The organism is Pseudomonas sp. GW822-FHT05A08 (genome assembly GCF_058800485.1).
Genome location: NZ_CM179511.1, coordinates 1957745 through 1976649, shown reverse-complemented (window position 1 = coordinate 1976649; position 18905 = coordinate 1957745). Strand labels below are relative to the sequence as shown.

Here is an 18905-nt window from a genome sequence, read left to right as displayed (position 1 = left end):
CGCTAGTTATGCCTCAAGACTTTTCCAGATTGGCCAGGATGTGCGCATGAACCCGCATGCATACCCGCATATCCTCTTCATCGACACCGACGAACAATTCACTGCGCAGGGCTGTGGCGATGGTTTCGATCTGTTCGATCAAGGGCAGCGCCGGGGCGCACAGAACGATCTTCTTCGCCCGGCGATCCTCGACCACCGACTGCCGTTGCACCAAACCCTGGGTTTCCAGGCTGTCGAGCAGCCGCGCCAGGGTCGGTCCTTCGACGCCGACACTCTGGGCAAGTTCACGCTGGGTCGGGGCTTCATCGAAACGGGCGAGGTGCAGCAGCACCAGCCAGCGGGCCTGGGACAGGCCAAGTCCGGCCAGACGGCGATCCAGTTCGGCGCGCCAGCCTCGGGACATCTGCGCCAACTGCATGCCAAAACGGTGTTGATCGGTTAACGGCATAAACAACTCATGAGTTAGTAGACTGAAAATTAAGAAAAACTAATTATTAGTCAGCTAAGCATGACAGTTGCCGAGTGGCAAGGTTTGGCATGAACTGAATCGTTACATCTTGCCGCCGTGGGACTCACATCTCGAATTCCGATTCCAGCGCCGCACGCACGCAATACAGCACACCTTCCGGCACGCGACCGGCAAACAGCTCGGCCACTTCGCTCACCGAGGGCAGCTCGCCTTCGCCATCGAGAAAGGCGTCCTGGATCTCGCCGAGCAGGTCTTCCGGCAGATCCAGCGCCTGCTCCAGGGATAGCTGCTGCTTGCCCACAGCTTCGGCGAGCATCGTGTAAACGTTCTTTTCCGAGCACTGCAATTGCCCGGCTATCTGCAGTGGCGTCATGCCGGCGCGGGCCAGGGTAATCAGCTCGTGGCGGATGTCGGCCACCACTTTCGGCGCCTCCACCTGGCCGCCCAACACTTCGAGGAAGGCCTCGCCGTAGCGCTCCAGCTTGCGCGCGCCGACGCCGCTGACCCGGGCCATTTCCGCCAGGGAGCCGGGCTGGCTGCGGAGCATTTCCAGCAGGGTGGAATCGGGGAAAATGACATAGGGCGGCACGCCATGTTCTTCCGCCAGCTTGCGCCGCAAGGCGCGCAAGGCTTCCCACTGTTCGCGCTCTTCGCCACGTACCAGTTGGCTGGCCTGGCTGGTGCTGCTCTTGGCGGCGGTCTGCGGCTTTATGTCGCGGCGCAGCTCCAGGCTCACCTCGCCCTTGAGCAGCGGCCGGCAGCTGTCGCTCAGACGCAGGCCGCCGTAGCCTTCCAGATCGATGTCGGCCAGACCGCGGGCCACCAGTTGGCGGAACAGCGAGCGCCATTCGCCTTCGCTGCGCGCCTTGCCCACGCCGAACACGGAAAGATGCTGATGGCCGAAGCTGCGGACCTTTTCCGTGTCCTTGCCCAGCAGCACGTCCACCAGGTGGCCGACACCATACCGCTGGCCAGTGCGATAGATAGCCGACAGCGCCTGGCGCGCCGGCTCGGTGGCATCCCAGGTCTGCACACCATCGACGCAGTTGTCGCAATGGCCGCATGGCTGTGGCATGTCTTCGTCGAAATAGGCCAGCAGGGTCTGGCGCCGGCAGCGGGTTTCCTCGCACAGCGCCAGCATGGCATCGAGCTTGTGCTGCTCCAGGCGTTTGTGGCGTTCGTCGCCCTCGGAATTCTGCAGCATCTGCTTGAGCATCAGCACGTCCTGCAGGCCGTAGGCCATCCAGGCATCGGCAGGCAGGCCGTCACGCCCGGCACGCCCGGTTTCCTGGTAATAGGCCTCGAGGGACTTGGGCAGGTCCAGGTGCGCCACGAAGCGCACGTTGGGTTTGTCGATGCCCATGCCGAAAGCGATGGTCGCGACCATGATCAGCCCTTCCTCGTTGAGGAAACGCTTCTGGTGATAGGCCCGCAGCTCGCTGGGCAACCCGGCGTGATACGGCAGCGCCGGAAAGCCCTGCTCGCAGAGGAAGGCGGCAACCTCGTCGACCTTCTTGCGCGACAGGCAATAGACGATGCCGGCGTCGCTGCGTCGTTCGCTGAGGAACGCCAGCAGTTGCTTGCGCGGCTGCTCCTTGGGAACGATGCGATAGAAGATGTTCGGACGGTCGAAACTGGAGAGGAAACGCTCGGCATCCTGCAGGTGCAGGCGATTGACGATTTCCTCGCGGGTGCGCTTGTCGGCGGTGGCGGTCAGGGCGATGCGCGGCACCTGGGGGAACATTTCCGCCAGCTGGCCCAGTTGCAGGTACTCCGGACGGAAATCATGCCCCCACTGGGACACGCAATGCGCCTCGTCGATGGCGAACAGGGCGATGTCGAGGTTCTGCAGGAACGCCAGCATCCGCGGCTGCACCAGGCGCTCCGGCGCCAGGTACAGCATCTTCACCTTGCCCCGCCGGATGCGCGCGGCCAGGTCGCGCTGCTGTTCGGCGCTCAGGGTGGAGTTCAACGCCGCCGCGGCGACCCCGAGTTCCTCCAGGGTCGCGACCTGATCGTCCATCAGCGCGATCAATGGCGAGACCACCACCGCCAGGCCTTCACGCAGCAGGGCCGGGACCTGGAAGCACAACGACTTGCCGCCGCCGGTAGGCATCAGTACCAGGGCGTCGCCGCCACTGGCCACACGCTCAATGATCGCACCTTGGCGGCCACGGAAACTGTCGTAGCCGAAGATGTCCTTGAGGACGCGTTGAGCCTGTTCGAGCATGAAAAACTCCAAAAATCGCTGAAATCCCTGTGCGCAGGCTGGCCGAAAAGGCCACGGTTTTCACTGACAAATCCGTTAGCGGACTTTTCCTGGACCGTCATGACGCCTGCCGGGCATCACAAAACGCGCAAGTATACCCGAGCACTTGCCGGCGAAGGGTGCCGACAATGGACCGCCGGTAACCTTCAGGCTCTGCATGAAAAGTGGCTGCGCGCTGGGCGCCTTCGGCGCTACGCAGGCCATGCTGCGTTAAAAACAGGCTCGGAATGCTCATTTAGGAACCTAAAGTCGGATGCGACCCCAGCCGTTTCTCGCCTGTTTGCTCTATCGACCTTCGCTCGCCGACTTTTCCTGCAACCCCTGGAAGCGTGCAAATCTGCGCTGCGGCTGGCCTGGGCGCTCAAGAAGGCCTAGAATTCAGCATCGTTTATTCCCAAGGTAGTCCTTCAATGTCCTTCGCTGAGCAATTAACCCGCCTGCAAGCCTTCCTCGACGCCGATGAGCTGCATGACGAGGCGCTGGACTATGTGGCCGCCCATGGCTACCTGACTGCGCTGTCCATCTGTTCCGAAAGCGTGCCCGATCGTGAGTGGATCGACGCCCTGTTCGCCGAGGAGCCGCACTACAGCGACGCCGCCCAGCGCGAAGAGATCGAGTCCACCCTGATCGCCCTCATGGCCCACATCGCCCGCCAACTGGCCTCCGACGAAGAGTTCGAGCTGCCGTGCGACCTCGACCTCGGCGACGAGCCGGACGACTCCGACCTGCGCGGCTGGTGCATCGGTTTCATGGAAGGCGTGTTCCTGCGCGAAGCAGCCTGGTTCGAAACCGCCGAGGAAGAAGTCAGCGAAATGCTCCTGCCGATCATGGTCGGCTCCGGTCTGTTCGACGAACAACCCGAGTTCTCCGACATCGCCAGCGATGCCAACCTGATGGACGACATGATCGTGCAGATCCCGGAAGCCCTGACCGCGCTGTACCTGCTGTGCAACGCGCCGGACGAAAAACCGGCCATTCTCAAGCCCCGTCACCACTGAGTCACCGCCTATGGCCAAGCCCATAGGCAACCGCCCCCTGATCCTGCGTTACGTTCTGCTGGCCATCGGCTGGCTGAGCGTAGTGCTGGGGGTGACCGGTATCTTCCTCCCGGTATTGCCCACTACCCCCTTCCTGCTGCTGGCCGCCGCCTGCTTTGCCCGCAGTTCGCCGCGCTTCTATCGGTGGTTGGTGGAACATCCGCGGCTCGGCCCGTGGATCCGCGATTACCTGGACGGCCACGGCATTCCGCTCAAAGGCAAGGTCTACGCCATCGGCCTGATGTGGCTGAGCATCGGCCTGTCCTGCTACCTGGTGCCCCTGCCCTGGGCCCGCGGCTTCATGCTGACCAGCGCGGTGCTGGTGACGATCTACATCCTGCGCCAGAAGACCCTGCACAAGCCTTGAACCCGGCCCTGCGCGCCGCCTTCCTCCGTTCGTGGCAACCCGACCAACTGCCCATGCTCGCGAAAAATACCGCCTAGACTTCAGAAACCTGCATTCGAGCAGCCCGCCATGCCCGCACGTTCGCGTCGCCCCGAGTGGACACTGCTCCGGTTTCGGCTGGCCGGCTGGTCGCTGTTGCTGGTCTGTTTGTGGACCGACCCGGGCAATGTGCGGGCGAACTGGGAATTCGTTTCTGCCCTGAGCACCTTCGAGTACCGTCATCAGGTCCTGGGCCCGGCCCGGGAGCGTCTCGAGGCCTGGAACCAGTTATTGCGGGACCTGACCGGGCGAGCGGAATACGAACAACTGAATGCCATCAACCGCTTCTTCAACCAGCAACTGAGCTTCAAGGAGGACCAGCGCACCTGGCAGCAGAGCGACTATTGGGCCACGCCGATCGAGGCCCTGCTCAAGGGCGCCGGGGATTGCGAGGACTATGCACTGGCCAAGTATTTCAGCCTGCGCAGCCTGGGGGTCTCCAGCGACAAACTGCGCCTCACTTACGTCAAGGCCAGGCGCGGCAACCGGCCGCACATGGTCCTGGCCTATTACCCCAGCCCCGGCGCCGGACCGCTGATACTGGACAACCTCAGCAGCGACATTCGTTCCGCCGCCCAGCGCCAGGATCCGAACCCGGTATACGCCTTCAATGCCGAGGGGCTGTACCTGCCCGGAGTGGCTGGCGACACGCGCAGCATCGACCCGAAAAAACTCTCGCGCTGGCAGGACGTACTGAAAAAGATGCGGGACGAGGGCTTCACGGTGGGTAATGGCTGATCCGACAAGGAGTGCCGAATGTCGCTACTCAAGCAACTGTTCATCGCCATCTGCCTGTTCCTGCTGGTGGCCTTCAGCGGCAGTTTTTTTGTCAGCCTGGAAAGCTCCCGCGAGCAGATGCTCAACCAGCTGCGCTCCCACGCCCAGGATGCGGCCACCGCCCTGGGCCTGTCCCTGACCAGCCAGGTCGACGACCCGGCGATGATGGAACTGATGGTCAGTTCGGTCTTCGACAGCGGCTACTACAACAGCATCCGGGTGGTGAACATCGAAGACGAAAGCATGCTGGTGGAGCGTTCGGTGCCTGCCAGGATCGAGGGCGTACCCCAGTGGTTCGTCAGGCTGGTGAGCCTGCGCCCACAAGGTGGCGACGCCCTGGTCATGCGTGGCTGGGAACAGGTGGCGCGGGTGGAAGTGCTGAGCAACCCGCAGTTCGCCCTGGCCAGGCTCTGGGACAGCAGCGTCGGCAGCCTGCTCTGGCTGCTGGTGTGCGGCTTGCTCAGCGCGATATTCGGCGGCTGGCTGCTGCGGCGCCAGTTGCGGCCGCTGGACGCCATGGTCAAGCAGGCCGAAGCCATCAGTCATCGCGAGCTCCTCAGCCTGCCGACGGTGCCGCGCACGCCCGAGCTCAAACGGGTGGTCCTGGCTATGAACCAGATGGTGGAAAAACTCAAAGCCCTGTTCGCCGAAGAGGCCGCGCGCAGCGAGAAACTGCGGGCCGAGTCCTATCAGGACTGCCTGACCGGCCTGGCCAACCGGCGCCTGCTGGACGAACAGCTCGGCGATCAGTTGCTGCTCAACGAGCAGAGTGGCGATGGTTATCTGCTGATGCTGCGGGTCAATGACCTCAGTGGCCTGAACCAGCGCCTGGGTGGCCAGCGCACCGACGCCCTGATCAAGAGCATCGGCGATCTGCTCAAGCGCATCAGCGCCCAGGCCGACCGCCGCCACTGGCTGGCGGCGCGCAATCGCGGCGGCGAATTCAGCCTGCTGACACCGGGCCTGGACAGCCGCGGCGCCGAGCGCCTGGCCATGGAAATCAGCGCCACCCTGGAGAACCTGCGCCTGACCGCGGCCAGCGACTGCACACCGGTGGCGCACCTGGGCATAGTCGCCTACCGGCCCGGCGACCCGCTGAGCGGCGTCTGGTTGCGCCTGGACCAGGCGCTGGCGCAGGCCCAGCAGCACCCCGAGCGTCCCTGGGCATTGCTGCAGGCGTTCGCCGCCGGCCCCAGCCAGCCGCAGCATGACTGGCGCGCCTGGATCGACGATGCCCTGAGCAACGGCAAGTTGAAGTTGTATTTCCAGCCGGTGGTGCAGTGCGCCGACACCAGCGAAGTGCTGCATCACAAAGTGCTGGCGCGCTTGCTCGACCCGCAGGGCGAAGCCATTGCCGCCGGGCATTTCCTGCCGTGGATCGAGCGCCTGGGCTGGTCAGCACGCTTCGACCTGGCCATGCTCGAACACACCCTGGATTATCTGCTCGAGCATGCCTGGCCGCTGGCCCTGAGCCTGTCTGGCAGCACCCTGCGCGACCCCGACGCCTTGCAGCGGATCCTCGACCAGCTCAAGGCCCTGCCCGACCTGGCCAAGTTACTGACCCTGGAAATCGACGAACGCCAACTGCCCTCGGCCAGCGAGCTGCAGCAATTGAGCCAGCGCCTGCGGGACAGCGGCTACCGGATCGGCCTGCAACATTTCGGCGGCAACTTCAGCCAGATCGGCAACCTCGCCCACCTCGGCCTGGCCTACCTGAAAGTCGATGGCAGCTACATCCGCGACATCGACCGGCAAAGCGACAAACAACTGTTCATCGAGGCGGTATTTCGCGCCACCCACAGCATCGACCTGCCGCTGATCGCCGAACGGGTCGAAACCCAGGGCGAACTGGACACCCTCAAGGCCCTGGGCCTGTTCGGGGTCATGGGGCGGCTGATCGGCCCACCGGAACCGATGTAGCCCCTTCCCCCGCACAGCCCCGGCGCCGACCTCGGTCGAGGCTGGCGCCGGGCCCGCCGGGCCTCAGACGGTATCGACCTTCAACGAATGGTCGTTGAGCATGCCGTTGATGATGGTCGCGGTATCCGCGCCCCCCGCGATCACTCCGCCCGCGCCCGGCGTCACCCCGTAGTGCTCCGCCAGGTTGACCCCGGCCAGATCGATGGTCTGGGTCGGCGAGGCCCCCGCCGCCGCGCTGACGTCGATACTGGTGATCAGCGACGGACCGCTGCCAGTGACCGTGAAGTGCAGGTAATCATCCAGCGATGCGCTGCTGGCGTTCTCGCCCTGCAACAGTTGCGACAGGTCGAGTTTGTCGATACCCGGCGTGAAGTCGGTGACCAGGTCATGCCCGCTGTTGCCCTGCTGCCACTGGAAGGTGTCGCTGCCGCTGCCACCGGTCAGGGTGTTGTTGCCCATCCCGCCGATCAACAGGTCGTCGCCGCCACCGCCGTTGAGCACATCGTTGCCCAGGCCGCCGGTGATGATGTTGGCGTTGTTGTCGCCGGTCAGGGTGTCGTTGTAGCTGGAGCCCACCAGGTTTTCGATGGCGGTCAGGGTATCGGTCCCGGCGCCACCGGTGTTCTGCGCACCGAGCAGCGAGAGGTCGACCGTGACCCCGGCACTGGCATGGGCGTAGCTGGCGGTGTCGTTGCCCGTGCCGCCGTCGAGCAGGTCGTTGCCCGGCCCGCCGAACAGCAGGTCGTTACCCGCTTCGCCATGCAGGGTGTTGTTGCCGCTGCCGGCGATGAGCACGTCGTTGCCGTCGCCGGCATTGATCAGGTTGTCGTCGCTGCCGGCCAGCAGCACATCGTCGCCAGCGGTGCCGGTCAGGGTATGGCCGTTCTGATAGCTGATGCTCACCGCCGCGCTGTCGCTGCCGCCATGGCTGTCGCTGGCGGTGTAGGTGCCGTGGTAATCCGGCGTGGATTCCTGGCCACCCGCGTAGTTGACGGTCATGGTCAGCTGGTAGTTTTCCGAACCGTTGGCGTTGCCGCCGCTGGGGTTGGTCAGGTTGGTGATGTGGATCTGGTAGGTGCCGTCCGCCCCCGCGGTGAACGAGCCGCCATCGGCGATCGCGGTGTAGGCCCCGCCATTGAAGGCATACTCCATGCCCACCCGGCCCGCCGTCAGGTTGTGATCCAGGTTCAGGGTCTCGCCCTGCTTCAGGTTGACGCTGATCACATCCTCGTCGTTGTCATTGCCGTTGTTGATGCTACCCAGGAAGCCGCTGATCACCACCGCGGCCGTCATCGCCGCCGTATTGGCATTGAACGAGGCCCGGGCGACGGTCAGGGTCTGGTTGGACCCTCCGGTGAAGCCGATGGTCTGCAGGCTGCCGGCGGTAAAGTCCGCCCCAGGGGACAGCCAGCCGGTGTTGAAGCTGGTCGGCGCAGCCGTCAGCGGATCGCCGTTGGCGTCACTGTCGTTGGCCAGCAGGGCATCGGCCGGCACCACGATAGTGCCCGACAGAATGTTGGTGATGATGTGGTCGTCGCCCGCCACCGGCGCCGCGTTCGGATTGACCTTGACCACCAGGGTCGAGCTGGCCAGGTCGCCGTCGTTATCGCTGGCGGTGAAGCCGACTGTCTCGGTCAGCACCACGCTGGTGACTTTCTGCGAGGTGTAGGTGTAATCGCCGGTGTCGAGTTTCACCACCAGCGTGCCGCCATTGTTGGTGGCGATGCTGAGGCTGTTGTCCAGGGTATTGAAGGTGCCGTGGTTGACCCCGCCGCTGAAGCTCAGCGAGCCCTGGTTGCTATTGCCGTTGGGGTCATAGGTGTAGGTGGTGCCATCGACCACCAGGGTCTTGATGAAACCGCCATCGGCGCCGAACGAGCCACCTTCGCCGAGCAGGCTGCCGGTGACCGGGGTGCCCTGTACCGTACCGGCCAGTACCGAGTCGAGCTGGTTCAGGTCGGTGACCACCACCGCATTGGTATCGATGTGGGTACTGCCGTCATAGGCCAGCGGGTCGAGGTTGCTGTTGCTGACACCGCTGCCCAGGCCGATTGCATAGTTCTTGATGCCGTTGGCGTCGAGGAAGGCTTTCCAGGCGGTCTCGTCGGCAGTGCCGATCTCCTGGCCATCGGTGGGTTTGCCGTCGGAGAAGAAATAACCGACGTTCTGCGCCCCACTGATCTGGCCACTGGTGACAAACGCCAGCTTCGCCGCGGCCACGGCCGCATCGTAGTTGGTGCCGCCGCCCGCGGTCAGGGAGGCGATGATCGACTTGGCCGTCGCCACATCGACCCAGATCGGCGTCTTGTCCGTGGCGCTGCTGCTGAAGGTGACAATCTGCACCTTCACATCGCCCATGTCGTCGTACTTGTCGAGCAAGGTGCTGATCGCCTGCTTGGCCAGTTCCAGGCGCGACAGGCCGGGGACACCCGACGGGTCGGCCATGCTGCCGGATACGTCGATCACCAGCAGCAGGTTGGAATCGACCTCCAGCGCAGTGACCGCCCGCTCGCTGGCGACCGCCTGGGGTACATCGTCGACGATGCTGATCTGGATGGTGCTGGTGGTGGTATTGCCCACCGCGTCAGTGGCCTTGTAGGTGAAGCTTTCGCTCAGCACGTTCGGGCCGTCGTTGGCGTTCGGCGAGGTTTTCGGCGCCGAGGTCAGGGTGTAGCGGTAGGTGCCGTCGGGGTTGAGCAGGATCTGCCCGTAAGTACCGGTGGCGCTGCCGACCAGGGTGTAGGTAATCGCACCGCTGCCGCCGGTGACCGAGCCGACCAGGGTGCCGGTGGCGGTTTCGCCGGTATTGCCCGGGTCACTGCCGGTCACCGTACCGGCCGCCAGGTCCTGGCCGTCCTTGCTCAGGTCCAGGGCCTTTTCGAAGACAGTGATGTCCTGGTCAGTGACCGCCCTGAGTTCGTTGCCGCAGATCTGGATGGTGATGGTGGTGGTGCTTTCATCGCCGTCCGCGTCACGCACGGTGTAGACGAACACATCTTGCGAATCGGGAGCGGTGACCGAGTTCGGATTGCTGTGATAGGTCGCGTTGCCGAAGGCGTCCAGGGTCAGCGTGCCATACAGGCCGTTGATGGTAGTGTTCAAGCCGCCAATGGCCGAGGTCGAGGTGTCGCTGCCGGCGCGCACGCCGACCACCGCGCCAGTGATTGCCGGGCCATCGGCGCCGCCAATGTCGTTACCCAGCACGTTGCCGCTGATGGTCGTGCCTTCGTCGGCCATCACCACATCAGGGTGAGCGGTGGGCAGGTCGTCGACGATATTCACATCCAGCACCCCAGAGGCGCTGCTGCCATCGCCATCGCTGGCGAACACATTGAAATGCTCGGCGATGCTGTTGGCCCCCAGCGCCGTCGGATGGCTTTCATTGTCGAGCAGGGTGTAGCTGTAGGCGACGACACCGATACTGGCGTCGTAGCCGGTAATGGTCAGCACGTTACCCAAGGCCGTCAGGATCGATTGCGGGAAGCTCGCGGCCACCCCGCCCGTTACCACGTTGATCCCGCCCACCGTCAGGGTTTGCAGGCCGTCCGGTGCGTTGACCAGAAAGAAGCCGCTCTGGGTCAAGGCCGGGGCGTTGGGGCTGGTGCCATCGCTGAGGTGCTTCTCGTAGACCGTCAGCTCGCCGCCCTCGATATCCAGGCAGTGCAGGGTCACGCAGTCGTCGTTGTTATGGACGTTCAGCACCAGGTTGGCGGTGCTCGGGTCGCCGTCGGCGTCGGTGATGGTGTAGGCAAAGGTCTCGGTAGCGCTGCCATTGCCCTGCAAGGCCTTGAAGTCGGCATCCGCGGTGTTGAGCGTGTAGGTGTAGGTGCCATCGGCTGCGAGGACCAAGGTGCCGTAGGTACCGGTGAAGGTACCGGCGGTCACTGGGCCGGTGGGGACCCGGTCGGCGCCTTGCACGTCGTTGGTCAACACATTGCCGCTGAGCACCAGCTGGCTTTCCGAGGCCACGCCATTGCTGTCATCGACTGCCATTGGCAGGTCGTCCACCACATTCACATCCAGCGAACCGCTGGCCGTGCTGCCATCGACATCGGTCGCCACCACATTGAAGTGTTCGCTGAGGCTGTTGGCGCCATTGGCGGTTGGGTGATCCTCGTTGTCCGTCAGGGTGTAGCTGTAGCTGATCACCCCGGTGGCGGCGTTGTAGCCCGTGATGGTCAGGGTGTTGCCCAAAGCGGTGGTCGCCGATTGCGGGAAGCCCGCGGCCACCCCGCCCGTTACCACATTGATCCCGCCCACCGTCAGGGTTTGCAGGCCATCCAGCGCGGTCACAGTGAAGGTGCCGCTCTGGGTCAGTGCCGCGGCATCCGGGCTACTGCCGTCCGCCAGGTTTTTCTCGTAGACCGTCAGTTCGCCGCCCTCGATATCCAGGCCATCGAGGGTCACGCCGTCGTCGTTGTTATGGATGTTCAGCACCAGGTTGGCGGTACTCGGGTCGCCATCGGCGTCGGTGAGGGTGTAGGCGAAGGTTTCGGTGCCGTTGCCATTGCCCTGCAAGGCCTTGAAGTCGGCGTCCGCGGTGTTGAGGGTATAGGTGTAAGTGCCATCGGCCGCGAGGACCAGGGTGCCGTAGGTGCCCGTAAAGGTACCGGCGGTCACTGGGCCGGTGGGTACCCGGTCGGCGCCTTGCACGTCGTTGGTCAACACATTGCCGCTGAGCACCAACTGGCTTTCCGAGGCCACACCATTGCTGTCATCGACTGCCGTCGGCAGGTCGTCCACCACATTCACATCCAGCGAACCGCTGGCCGTGCTGCCATCGGCATCGGTGGCGACCACATTGAAGTGTTCGCTGAGGCTGTTGGCGCCATTGGCCGTCGGGTGGGCCTCATTGTCGGCCAGGGTATAGCTGTAGCTGATCACCCCGGTGGCGGCGTTGTAGCCCGTGATGGTCAGGGTGTTGCCCAAGGCCGTGGTCACCGATTGCGGGAAGCCCGCGGCCACCCCGCCCGTCACCAGGTTGATCCCGCCGACCGTCAGGGTCTGCATGCCGTCCAGCGCGGTCACGGTGAAGGTGCCGCTTTGGGTCAACGCGCCCGCATCCGGGCTGCTGCCGTCCGCCAGGTTCTTCTCGTAGACCGTGACTTCGCCGCCTTCGGCATTGAGGCCCTGAATCACCACCGTGTCGTCGTTGTTGTGCACCTGCAACACCAGGTTGGCGGTGCTGCTGTCGCCGTCGGCATCGGTCAGGGTGTAGGTGAAGCTGTCCGTACCGTTGCCGCCGCCCTGAAGCGCGAGGAACGCCGGGTCGCTGGTATGCACGGTGTAGGTATAGGTACCGTCGGCGGCCAGCACCAGGGTGCCGTAGGTGCCGTTGAAGGTGCCGGCGCTGATCGGTCCGCTGGGCACCCGGTCGGCGCCTTGCACATCGTTGGTCAGGACATTGCCGCTCAGGGTCAGTTGGCTTTCCGAGGCGACGCCATTGCTGTCGTTGAACGCCTGGGGCACATCGTCGGTGATATTGATATCCAGCGAGTTGCTCGCCGAATCGCCATTACTGTCGCTGGCGACCACGGTGAAATGTTCGCTCAGGTTGTTGGCACCGTCGGCGGCGGAATGGATTTCGTTGCCGACCAGAGTGTAGCTATAGCTGACCGTACCCGTGGCAGGATCGAAACCGGTGATGGTCAGGGTGTTACCGAGGGCGGTGGTGATCGACTGCGGGAAGCTGGCGGCCACCCCGCCACTGACCACGGCGATCCCGCCCACGCTGAGGCTGAGCAGCCCGTCGGGCGCGGAAACACTGAAGGTGCCGTTCTGCACCAGCGCCGCGGGATTGCTCGCCGAGCCTTGGGGCAGATTGGCTTCGCTGAGGGTCAACTCGCCATTGGCGACCGACAGGCCGCCCAGGGTGACCGGGTTGTTCGGTGGCGGTGGCGGTGCGATACCGCCGTCGTCGCTAGGCGGTACGGCGGCAATCCGCTCAGGCACGAACTCGGGAATGCCGTTGAAGCCCGCGGTGGGGAAACCAATGATCGGCTCGACCCGACCCGCGACTTCTTCAAGCAGTACAAAGGTATGCCCGCCACCCAGGGCGCCAGCGGTGCCACCCGTAGCACCAGGGCCGGCCGCGGTGGCTTCGCCAGTCTGCGTCGGGTCGGCGCCGGCAGCGATGGCTTTCTGCAGTTGCTCGACATCGGTCAGTTGCGCCTCGCTGGGGGGCACGACTTCCGGAGCCTGCACATGGGGCGCCTGGTTCGCCAGCAGTTGCGGGGTCAATTGCAGGCTGCTGTCGCGCCCGAGGGTCAGTTCCTGGCCGTTCTGCAGATGCACGGCTACCGCGCCCTGCGCACCGGTCACCAGTTGATCCCCTGCAAACAGACGATCGCCTTCTACCAGAACGCGCCGGCTGCCATCCGCCGCGACCGCTACCACCTGCCCGATTACCTTACTGACGACACCGATTAACCTAGCCATGAGCACTTCCTCCGCTGCCGACCGCTATCGGCATCTGGTTGCACGGAAAAGTGCTATGGCGTTATCGGGTCACCGACGGGAAACGCCAGCCTGAAGGTTCGCTGATTGCTGCTCAGTCGAACCTGCGCACCGGCCTGTCCCTCTCGCTCGTCCCTCGCTGGCCTGCTGTTTCTGCCGAAGGCAAAACCGAATGCAATCAAACACACCCAGGCTTCGGACAGCCCTCCCGCGAAAGTCACGACACGGATTCAAACACTGCGAGTGACAAAAAAATGTCGCTGTAAAATCCGTATCACACCCTCCCCACCGCTCCTCTCCCGCCCTATGTCGCAAATTTTGTTGAACCTTTTCAAGCCCCTGAAAAGCCCTCTAGAGCCTATAAATACTGGGCTTGCGAACTGAACAATGTGCTGGATTTCACAGAGTGCATAAGTTTTTTTCAGCATAAGCCTTATGAGAAATTCTTCTTAGCTTGCGCTCAGGATGTTCTTAGCTCTGTTGTTACAAGCCTGAAACGGTTTGACCTATAAAGTTCGTCATTTTTTTGGCGACTGCAAAGCACCATACATGGACCAGGGAGATGTACCTCATGCGCGTTTTTACCCCCCTCAGTAGCGCGATTTTATTAGCCATGGCCTGCATTCATCAGGCCCAAGCCATGTCTCTGACGGAGGCGATTCAAAGCACGCTGGACAACCACCCGGAACTGCGCGCGAGCCAGAACAACCGTCTGTCGGCTGATGAGGACGTCAAGGTCGCCAAAGGGGGCTTCTATCCATCGCTGGACCTGAATGCTGCCTATGGCCGTGGCTACAGCGACAACACCACCACGCGCGCGTTGGGCAACCATCACACCGAGACCCTGACCTATACCCAGTCGGAGTTGCGCCTGCGGCAAATGCTCTTCGACGGCTTCAATACCGCCAACGAAGTCGGGCGTACCCAGTCGGTCTCCAACTCGCGGGCCTACTACACCCGCGGTACCGCCGAGAGCCTGGCCCTGCGCACCATCGAGGTGTACCTGGAAGTGCTCAAGCGCCGCGAACTGGTGACCCTGGCCAAGAACAACCTGCAGGCGCACCTGCGGGTCAACGACCAGATCGGCCTGCGCAGCGAACGTGGCGTCGGCAGCACCGCCGACCTCGACCAGTCCAAGGCCCGTCGCGCCCTGGCGGAAAACAACTACGACACGGCGCAGGTCGACCTGGCCGACGCCGAGGCCAACTTCTTCAGCGCCGTGGGCCGTATGCCCGACGAACTGGAAAGCCTGCCTTCGGTGCGCGGCGAGATCCCCGCCAGCCTGCCGGATGCCCGGCAGAGCATGCTGGAGAACAACCCCTACCTGAAATCGGCCCAGGCCGACGTACAAGCGGCCGAGAGCCAGTACGAGGTCGCCAAGTCGCCGTTCTACCCTCGCTTCGATGCCGAGGCCGCGGTGGGCGCCAACGACAACGTGCAGGGCGACAAGGGCCACGACAATGAATGGCGAGTGGGCGTGGTGATGAACTACAACCTGTTCCGCGGCGGCAGCGACAAGGCCCGCCTGCAATCGGACGCGCACAAGATCAACCAGGCCATGGACATCCGCAACAACGCGCTGCGCATGCTCAACGAGAACATCACCCTGGCCTGGAACGCCATGCTCAACGCCAAGAAGCAGACCCCCACCGCTCGCGAATACGCAGAAACCACCACCCGCGTACGGGCCGCTTACCAGGATCAGTTCGGCCTCGGCCAGCGTACCCTGCTCGACCTGCTGGACAGCGAAAACGAGCTGTACAACGCCAACCGCCGCTACACCGAGGTGCGTTACACCGAGGAGTTTTCGATGTATCGCGTGCTGGCGAACATGGGCGAGTTGTTGAACAAGGAAAAAGTCGTGGTGCCAGCCGAAGCGATCGCCCAGACCGAAGTGAAGAGCGAAGCCCGACTGCCTGAGATGCGTTAAGTCCTCGGAGGACTTCAATGTGACCAGCATGGAACCCGGGAGCTCAGGCGTCGATCCGCGCCTGAGCTTTGATGACCCGTTGTTGGACGGATTGTTGATCCTCTGCAAACTGCACGACTGCACCGTCAGCCGGGCCAGCCTCAGCGCGGGGCTGCCCCTGGCCCAGCAACGCCTGAGCCTGGACCTGCTGCCCCGCGCCGCGGCCCGCGCCAGCCTGCAGGCCCGCCTGCTGCGTCGTGAGCTGTCGGCGATCTCCAGGCTCAACCTGCCGGTGCTGCTGATCCTCAAGCATGGCCGCTGTGCGGTCCTGCGCCGCTGGGGCGATGACGGCCAGGCGCTGATCCTGCCCAGCGAAGCCGAAGGCGGCGAGCAATGGGTCAGCCAGGCGGATCTGAACGATGACTACAGTGGCCAGGCGCTGTTCGCCCGGCCACGCCACGAACTGGAAGAACTGCGCAATTCCCTGGTGCCGCGGGTCGAAGCCTGGTTCCGCGACACCCTCAAACTCTCGCGCTGGCTGTACAGCGACGCGATCCTCGCCAGCCTGCTGATCAACCTCCTGGGGTTGATGGTGCCGCTGTTCGTCATGCAGACCTACGACCGCGTGGTGCCCAACCAGGCCACCTCGACCCTCTGGGTGCTGGCCATCGGCCTGTTGATCGGCACCGGCTTCGAGCTGGTGCTGCGAGTGGTGCGCGCCCATCTGCTGGACAGCGCCGGCAAGCGCACCGACGTGATTCTCTCCGCCACCCTGTTCGAGCGCATCACCGGCATGGCGATGAAAGCCAAGCCGGCGACCATCGGCGGCTTCGCCCAGAGCATCCATGACTTCCAGGGCCTGCGCGAGTTTCTCACCGCCGTGACCCTGACCAGCCTGATCGACCTGCCCTTCGCCGTGCTGATGCTGCTGGTGATCGGCCTGCTCGGCGGCTGGCTGGTGGTGATCCCGCTACTGGCGTTTCCCCTGACCATCGTCTTCGCCATGCTGATCCAGGCCCGCCTGCGCGACACCGTGCAAAAGAGCCTGAGCCTGGGCGCCGAACGCCAGGCGCTGCTGATCGAGACCCTCGGCGGCCTGGAAACCCTCAAGGCCTGCAGCGCCGAAAGCGAACGCCAGCACCGGTGGGAAAGCACCCATGGCGCCCTCACTCGCCTCGACAGCCACGCGCGCAATCTCTCGGCCCTGGCCACCAACGGCACCCTGTTCATCCAGCAGTTCTGCGGCATGGCGACCATAGTCGCCGGGGTCTACAGCATCATCGCCGGCAACCTCAGCGTCGGCGCGCTGGTCGCCACCTACATGCTCGGCAGCCGGGTCCTGGCACCGCTGGGGCAGATCGCCGGGCTGATCACCCGCTACCAGCAGGCGCAACTGACCATGCGCAGCACCGACGCCCTGATGGCCTTGCCCCAGGAGCGCGATGCCCGCCAGCGCCCGCTGGAGCGCACGCAACTGCAAGGCGCGCTGGCGCTCAATCAGGTGACCTTCCGTTATCAGGGGCAGAATGCCGCGGCCCTGAGCAATATCAGCTTCAGCATGCAGCCCGGCGAACGCATCGGCATCATCGGCCGCAGCGGCTCCGGCAAGAGCACCCTGGGGCGCCTGGTCATGGGCTTCTATGCCCCCGAGGAAGGCCAGTTGCTGCTGGACGGCCTGGACCTGCGCCAACTGGACGTGGCCGACCTGCGCCAGCAGATCGGCTATGTCGCCCACGACCTGCCGCTGCTGGCCGGTAGCCTGCGCGACAACCTGACCCTCGGCGCCCGCTACATCAGCGATGCGCGCATGCTCGAGGTCGCCGAACTGACCGGAGTCACCGAACTGGCCCGCCAGCATCCCCAAGGCTTCGACCGGCCGGTGGGCGAGCGTGGCCAGTTGCTGTCCGGCGGCCAGCGCCAGGCCGTGCTGCTGGCCCGGGCGCTGCTGCTGGACCCGCCGATCATGCTCCTGGACGAACCCACCAGCGCCATGGACAACAGCAGCGAAGACGCCCTGCGCCAGCGCCTGCACGCCTGGGTGCAAGGCAAGACCCTGCTGCTGGTGACCCACCGCACCTCGATGCTCAGCCTGGTGGAGCGGCTGGTGGTCCTGGACAACGGGCGGATCGTCGCCGACGGGCCGAAAGAAGCGGTCATCGATGCACTGCGCAAGGGCCGTGTCGGCTCTGCAGCGGTCTAGGAGTCGCCCCATGCCTGCCTCATCGCAATCACGCGGCTACTTCGCCAGCCTGCGCAAAAGCGCGGAAAGCGAGTTCATGCCCGAAACCGCCGGCGCCTCGCTGCAGGATTCGCCCCGCGGCTCACGCATCGTCGTCTGGCTGACCACCGGGCTGCTCGTCAGCGCCCTGCTCTGGGCCAAGTTCGCGGTGCTTCAGGAAGTCACCACGGGCGAAGGCAAGGCCATCCCGTCGAGCAAGGTGCAGGTGGTGCAGAACCTGGAAGGCGGCATCGTCACCGAGATCTTCGTGCGCGAAGGGCAGATGGTGAACAAGGGCGACACCCTGCTGCGCCTGGACGACACACGTTTCCTGTCGAACAAGGGCGAAAGCGAGGCCGACCGCTATGCCTTGATGGCCCAGGTCGAACGCCTGTCCGCCGAAGCCGAGGGCCGACCGTTCAAGCCGTCCGACGAAGTGGTGGCCAAGGCGCCCCAGGTGGCGGAGGACGAACGCTCGCTGTACGAACAGCGCCAGCGCCGCCTGGCCAGCGAACAACGGACCCTGAGCGAACAGCTGCGGCAAAAGACCCAGGAACTGGCGGAATTCCGTTCGAAACAGGGGCAATTCAGTTCCAGCCTGGCCCTGCTCAACCAGGAGATGAACATGTCGGCGCCGCTGGTAAGTACCGGCGCGGTGTCACCAGTGGAGATCCTGCGTCTCAAGCGCAGCGCGGTGGAAATCCGCGGCTCGCTGAATGCCACGACCCTGGCCATTCCCCGGGCGGAATCGGCGATCAACGAAATCAGGAGCAAGATCGACGAGTCCGAACAGGGCTTCCGTTCCGACGCCGCCAAGGAACTCAACGAGAAACGCACTGACCTGTCGAAAATCACCGCCTCGAGCATCGCCATCGACGACCGGGTGACCCGCACCACCGTGACTTCGCCGGTGCACGGGGTAATCAAGCAGCTCAAGGTCAACACCATCGGCGGCGTGGTCCAGCCGGGCAGCGACATGCTGGAAATCGTGCCGCTGGAGGACAACCTGCTGATCGAGGCCAAGGTGCGGCCACAGGACGTGGCCTTCCTCCATCCCGGGCAGAAAGCCATGGTCAAGTTCAGCGCCTACGACTACACCATCTACGGTGGCCTGAGCGCCAAGCTGGAACTGATCGGCGCCGACACCATCGCCGACGACAAGGGCAACAGCTTCTATCTGATCCAGGTGCGCACCGACAAGAACCATCTGGGCGGCGACCTCAAGCCGCTGCTGATCATCCCCGGCATGGTCGCCACGGTGGACATCATCACCGGCGAGAAAAGCGTGCTCGACTACCTGCTCAAGCCGGTGCTCAAGGCGCGGACCGAGGCGATGCGCGAACGCTGATAACACGTCCCCTGTCGCCGCTGCCGCAGGCTGCGCCGGGGCGCGCAGCGGCCCCTG

Annotated in this window: 11 protein-coding genes; 8 read left to right on the top strand and 3 right to left on the bottom strand. The window is 64.2% G+C overall.

Annotated features, from left to right (window positions below):
- Window positions 1-13 precede the first annotated feature (13 nt).
- Both AC3RCP_RS08910 and recQ read right to left on the bottom strand, forming a co-directional pair.
- The gene (locus AC3RCP_RS08910; RefSeq protein ID WP_007929752.1) at window positions 14-448 is read right to left on the bottom strand and encodes a MarR family transcriptional regulator; all 435 of its coding nucleotides are present in this window, start codon (window positions 446-448) and stop codon (window positions 14-16) included.
- Between the two features lie 124 nt (window positions 449-572).
- Window positions 573-2699, bottom strand: coding sequence for a DNA helicase RecQ (gene recQ / locus AC3RCP_RS08905; protein WP_492569645.1), 2127 nt, complete (start codon window positions 2697-2699; stop codon window positions 573-575).
- Between recQ and AC3RCP_RS08900 the strand changes: the two genes are divergently transcribed.
- The 5 genes from AC3RCP_RS08900 (at window position 2682) to lapD (ending at window position 6917) form a co-directional block, all read left to right on the top strand.
- Window positions 2682-3113 (top strand): hypothetical protein, encoded by a 432-nt coding sequence (locus tag AC3RCP_RS08900; protein ID WP_492569643.1) that lies wholly within the window; start codon window positions 2682-2684, stop codon window positions 3111-3113. The two genes, recQ and AC3RCP_RS08900, sit on opposite strands and share 18 nt — an antisense overlap.
- 35 nt (window positions 3114-3148) lie before the next feature.
- Entirely contained in the window at window positions 3149-3736 is a 588-nt protein-coding gene (locus AC3RCP_RS08895) for a UPF0149 family protein (RefSeq protein ID WP_492569642.1), read from the top strand.
- Between the two features lie 10 nt (window positions 3737-3746).
- Complete coding sequence (locus tag AC3RCP_RS08890) at window positions 3747-4142, top strand: YbaN family protein (protein WP_007929758.1); 396 nt, start codon at window positions 3747-3749, stop codon at window positions 4140-4142.
- A 108-nt stretch (window positions 4143-4250) separates the two neighbouring features.
- Window positions 4251-4958 (top strand): transglutaminase-like cysteine peptidase, encoded by a 708-nt coding sequence (locus AC3RCP_RS08885; RefSeq protein ID WP_101337137.1) that lies wholly within the window; start codon window positions 4251-4253, stop codon window positions 4956-4958.
- An 18-nt stretch (window positions 4959-4976) separates the two neighbouring features.
- A complete protein-coding gene (gene lapD / locus AC3RCP_RS08880) occupies window positions 4977-6917 on the top strand; it encodes a cyclic di-GMP receptor LapD (protein ID WP_492569640.1) in 1941 nt (646 codons plus the stop codon).
- A 63-nt stretch (window positions 6918-6980) separates the two neighbouring features.
- On the opposite strand, the gene AC3RCP_RS08875 is transcribed toward lapD, so the two are convergent.
- Complete coding sequence (locus tag AC3RCP_RS08875; protein WP_492569638.1) at window positions 6981-13355, bottom strand: retention module-containing protein; 6375 nt, start codon at window positions 13353-13355, stop codon at window positions 6981-6983.
- Between the two features lie 589 nt (window positions 13356-13944).
- Between AC3RCP_RS08875 and AC3RCP_RS08870 the strand changes: the two genes are divergently transcribed.
- The 3 genes from AC3RCP_RS08870 to AC3RCP_RS08860 are packed head-to-tail and all read left to right on the top strand — an operon-like array spanning window position 13945 to window position 18848.
- A complete protein-coding gene (locus tag AC3RCP_RS08870) occupies window positions 13945-15303 on the top strand; it encodes a TolC family outer membrane protein (RefSeq protein WP_007920684.1) in 1359 nt (452 codons plus the stop codon).
- A gap of 19 nt (window positions 15304-15322) precedes the next feature.
- On the top strand, window positions 15323-17482 hold the full coding sequence (locus tag AC3RCP_RS08865; protein WP_101337134.1) for a type I secretion system permease/ATPase: 2160 nt from the start codon (window positions 15323-15325) through the stop codon (window positions 17480-17482).
- A gap of 10 nt (window positions 17483-17492) precedes the next feature.
- Entirely contained in the window at window positions 17493-18848 is a 1356-nt protein-coding gene (locus AC3RCP_RS08860; protein WP_007920682.1) for an HlyD family type I secretion periplasmic adaptor subunit, read from the top strand.
- The last annotated feature ends 57 nt before the right edge of the window (window positions 18849-18905 follow it).

Coding starts and splice junctions, on each gene's coding strand:
- lapD (WP_492569640.1), top strand. CDS start 4,977: ATGTCGCTACTCAAGCAACTGTTCATCGCCATCTGCCTGTTCCTGCTG.
- recQ (WP_492569645.1), bottom strand. CDS start 2,699: ATGCTCGAACAGGCTCAACGCGTCCTCAAGGACATCTTCGGCTACGAC.
- AC3RCP_RS08870 (WP_007920684.1), top strand. CDS start 13,945: ATGCGCGTTTTTACCCCCCTCAGTAGCGCGATTTTATTAGCCATGGCC.
- AC3RCP_RS08875 (WP_492569638.1), bottom strand. CDS start 13,355: ATGGCTAGGTTAATCGGTGTCGTCAGTAAGGTAATCGGGCAGGTGGTA.
- AC3RCP_RS08885 (WP_101337137.1), top strand. CDS start 4,251: ATGCCCGCACGTTCGCGTCGCCCCGAGTGGACACTGCTCCGGTTTCGG.
- AC3RCP_RS08860 (WP_007920682.1), top strand. CDS start 17,493: ATGCCTGCCTCATCGCAATCACGCGGCTACTTCGCCAGCCTGCGCAAA.
- AC3RCP_RS08910 (WP_007929752.1), bottom strand. CDS start 448: ATGCCGTTAACCGATCAACACCGTTTTGGCATGCAGTTGGCGCAGATG.
- AC3RCP_RS08890 (WP_007929758.1), top strand. CDS start 3,747: ATGGCCAAGCCCATAGGCAACCGCCCCCTGATCCTGCGTTACGTTCTG.
- AC3RCP_RS08895 (WP_492569642.1), top strand. CDS start 3,149: ATGTCCTTCGCTGAGCAATTAACCCGCCTGCAAGCCTTCCTCGACGCC.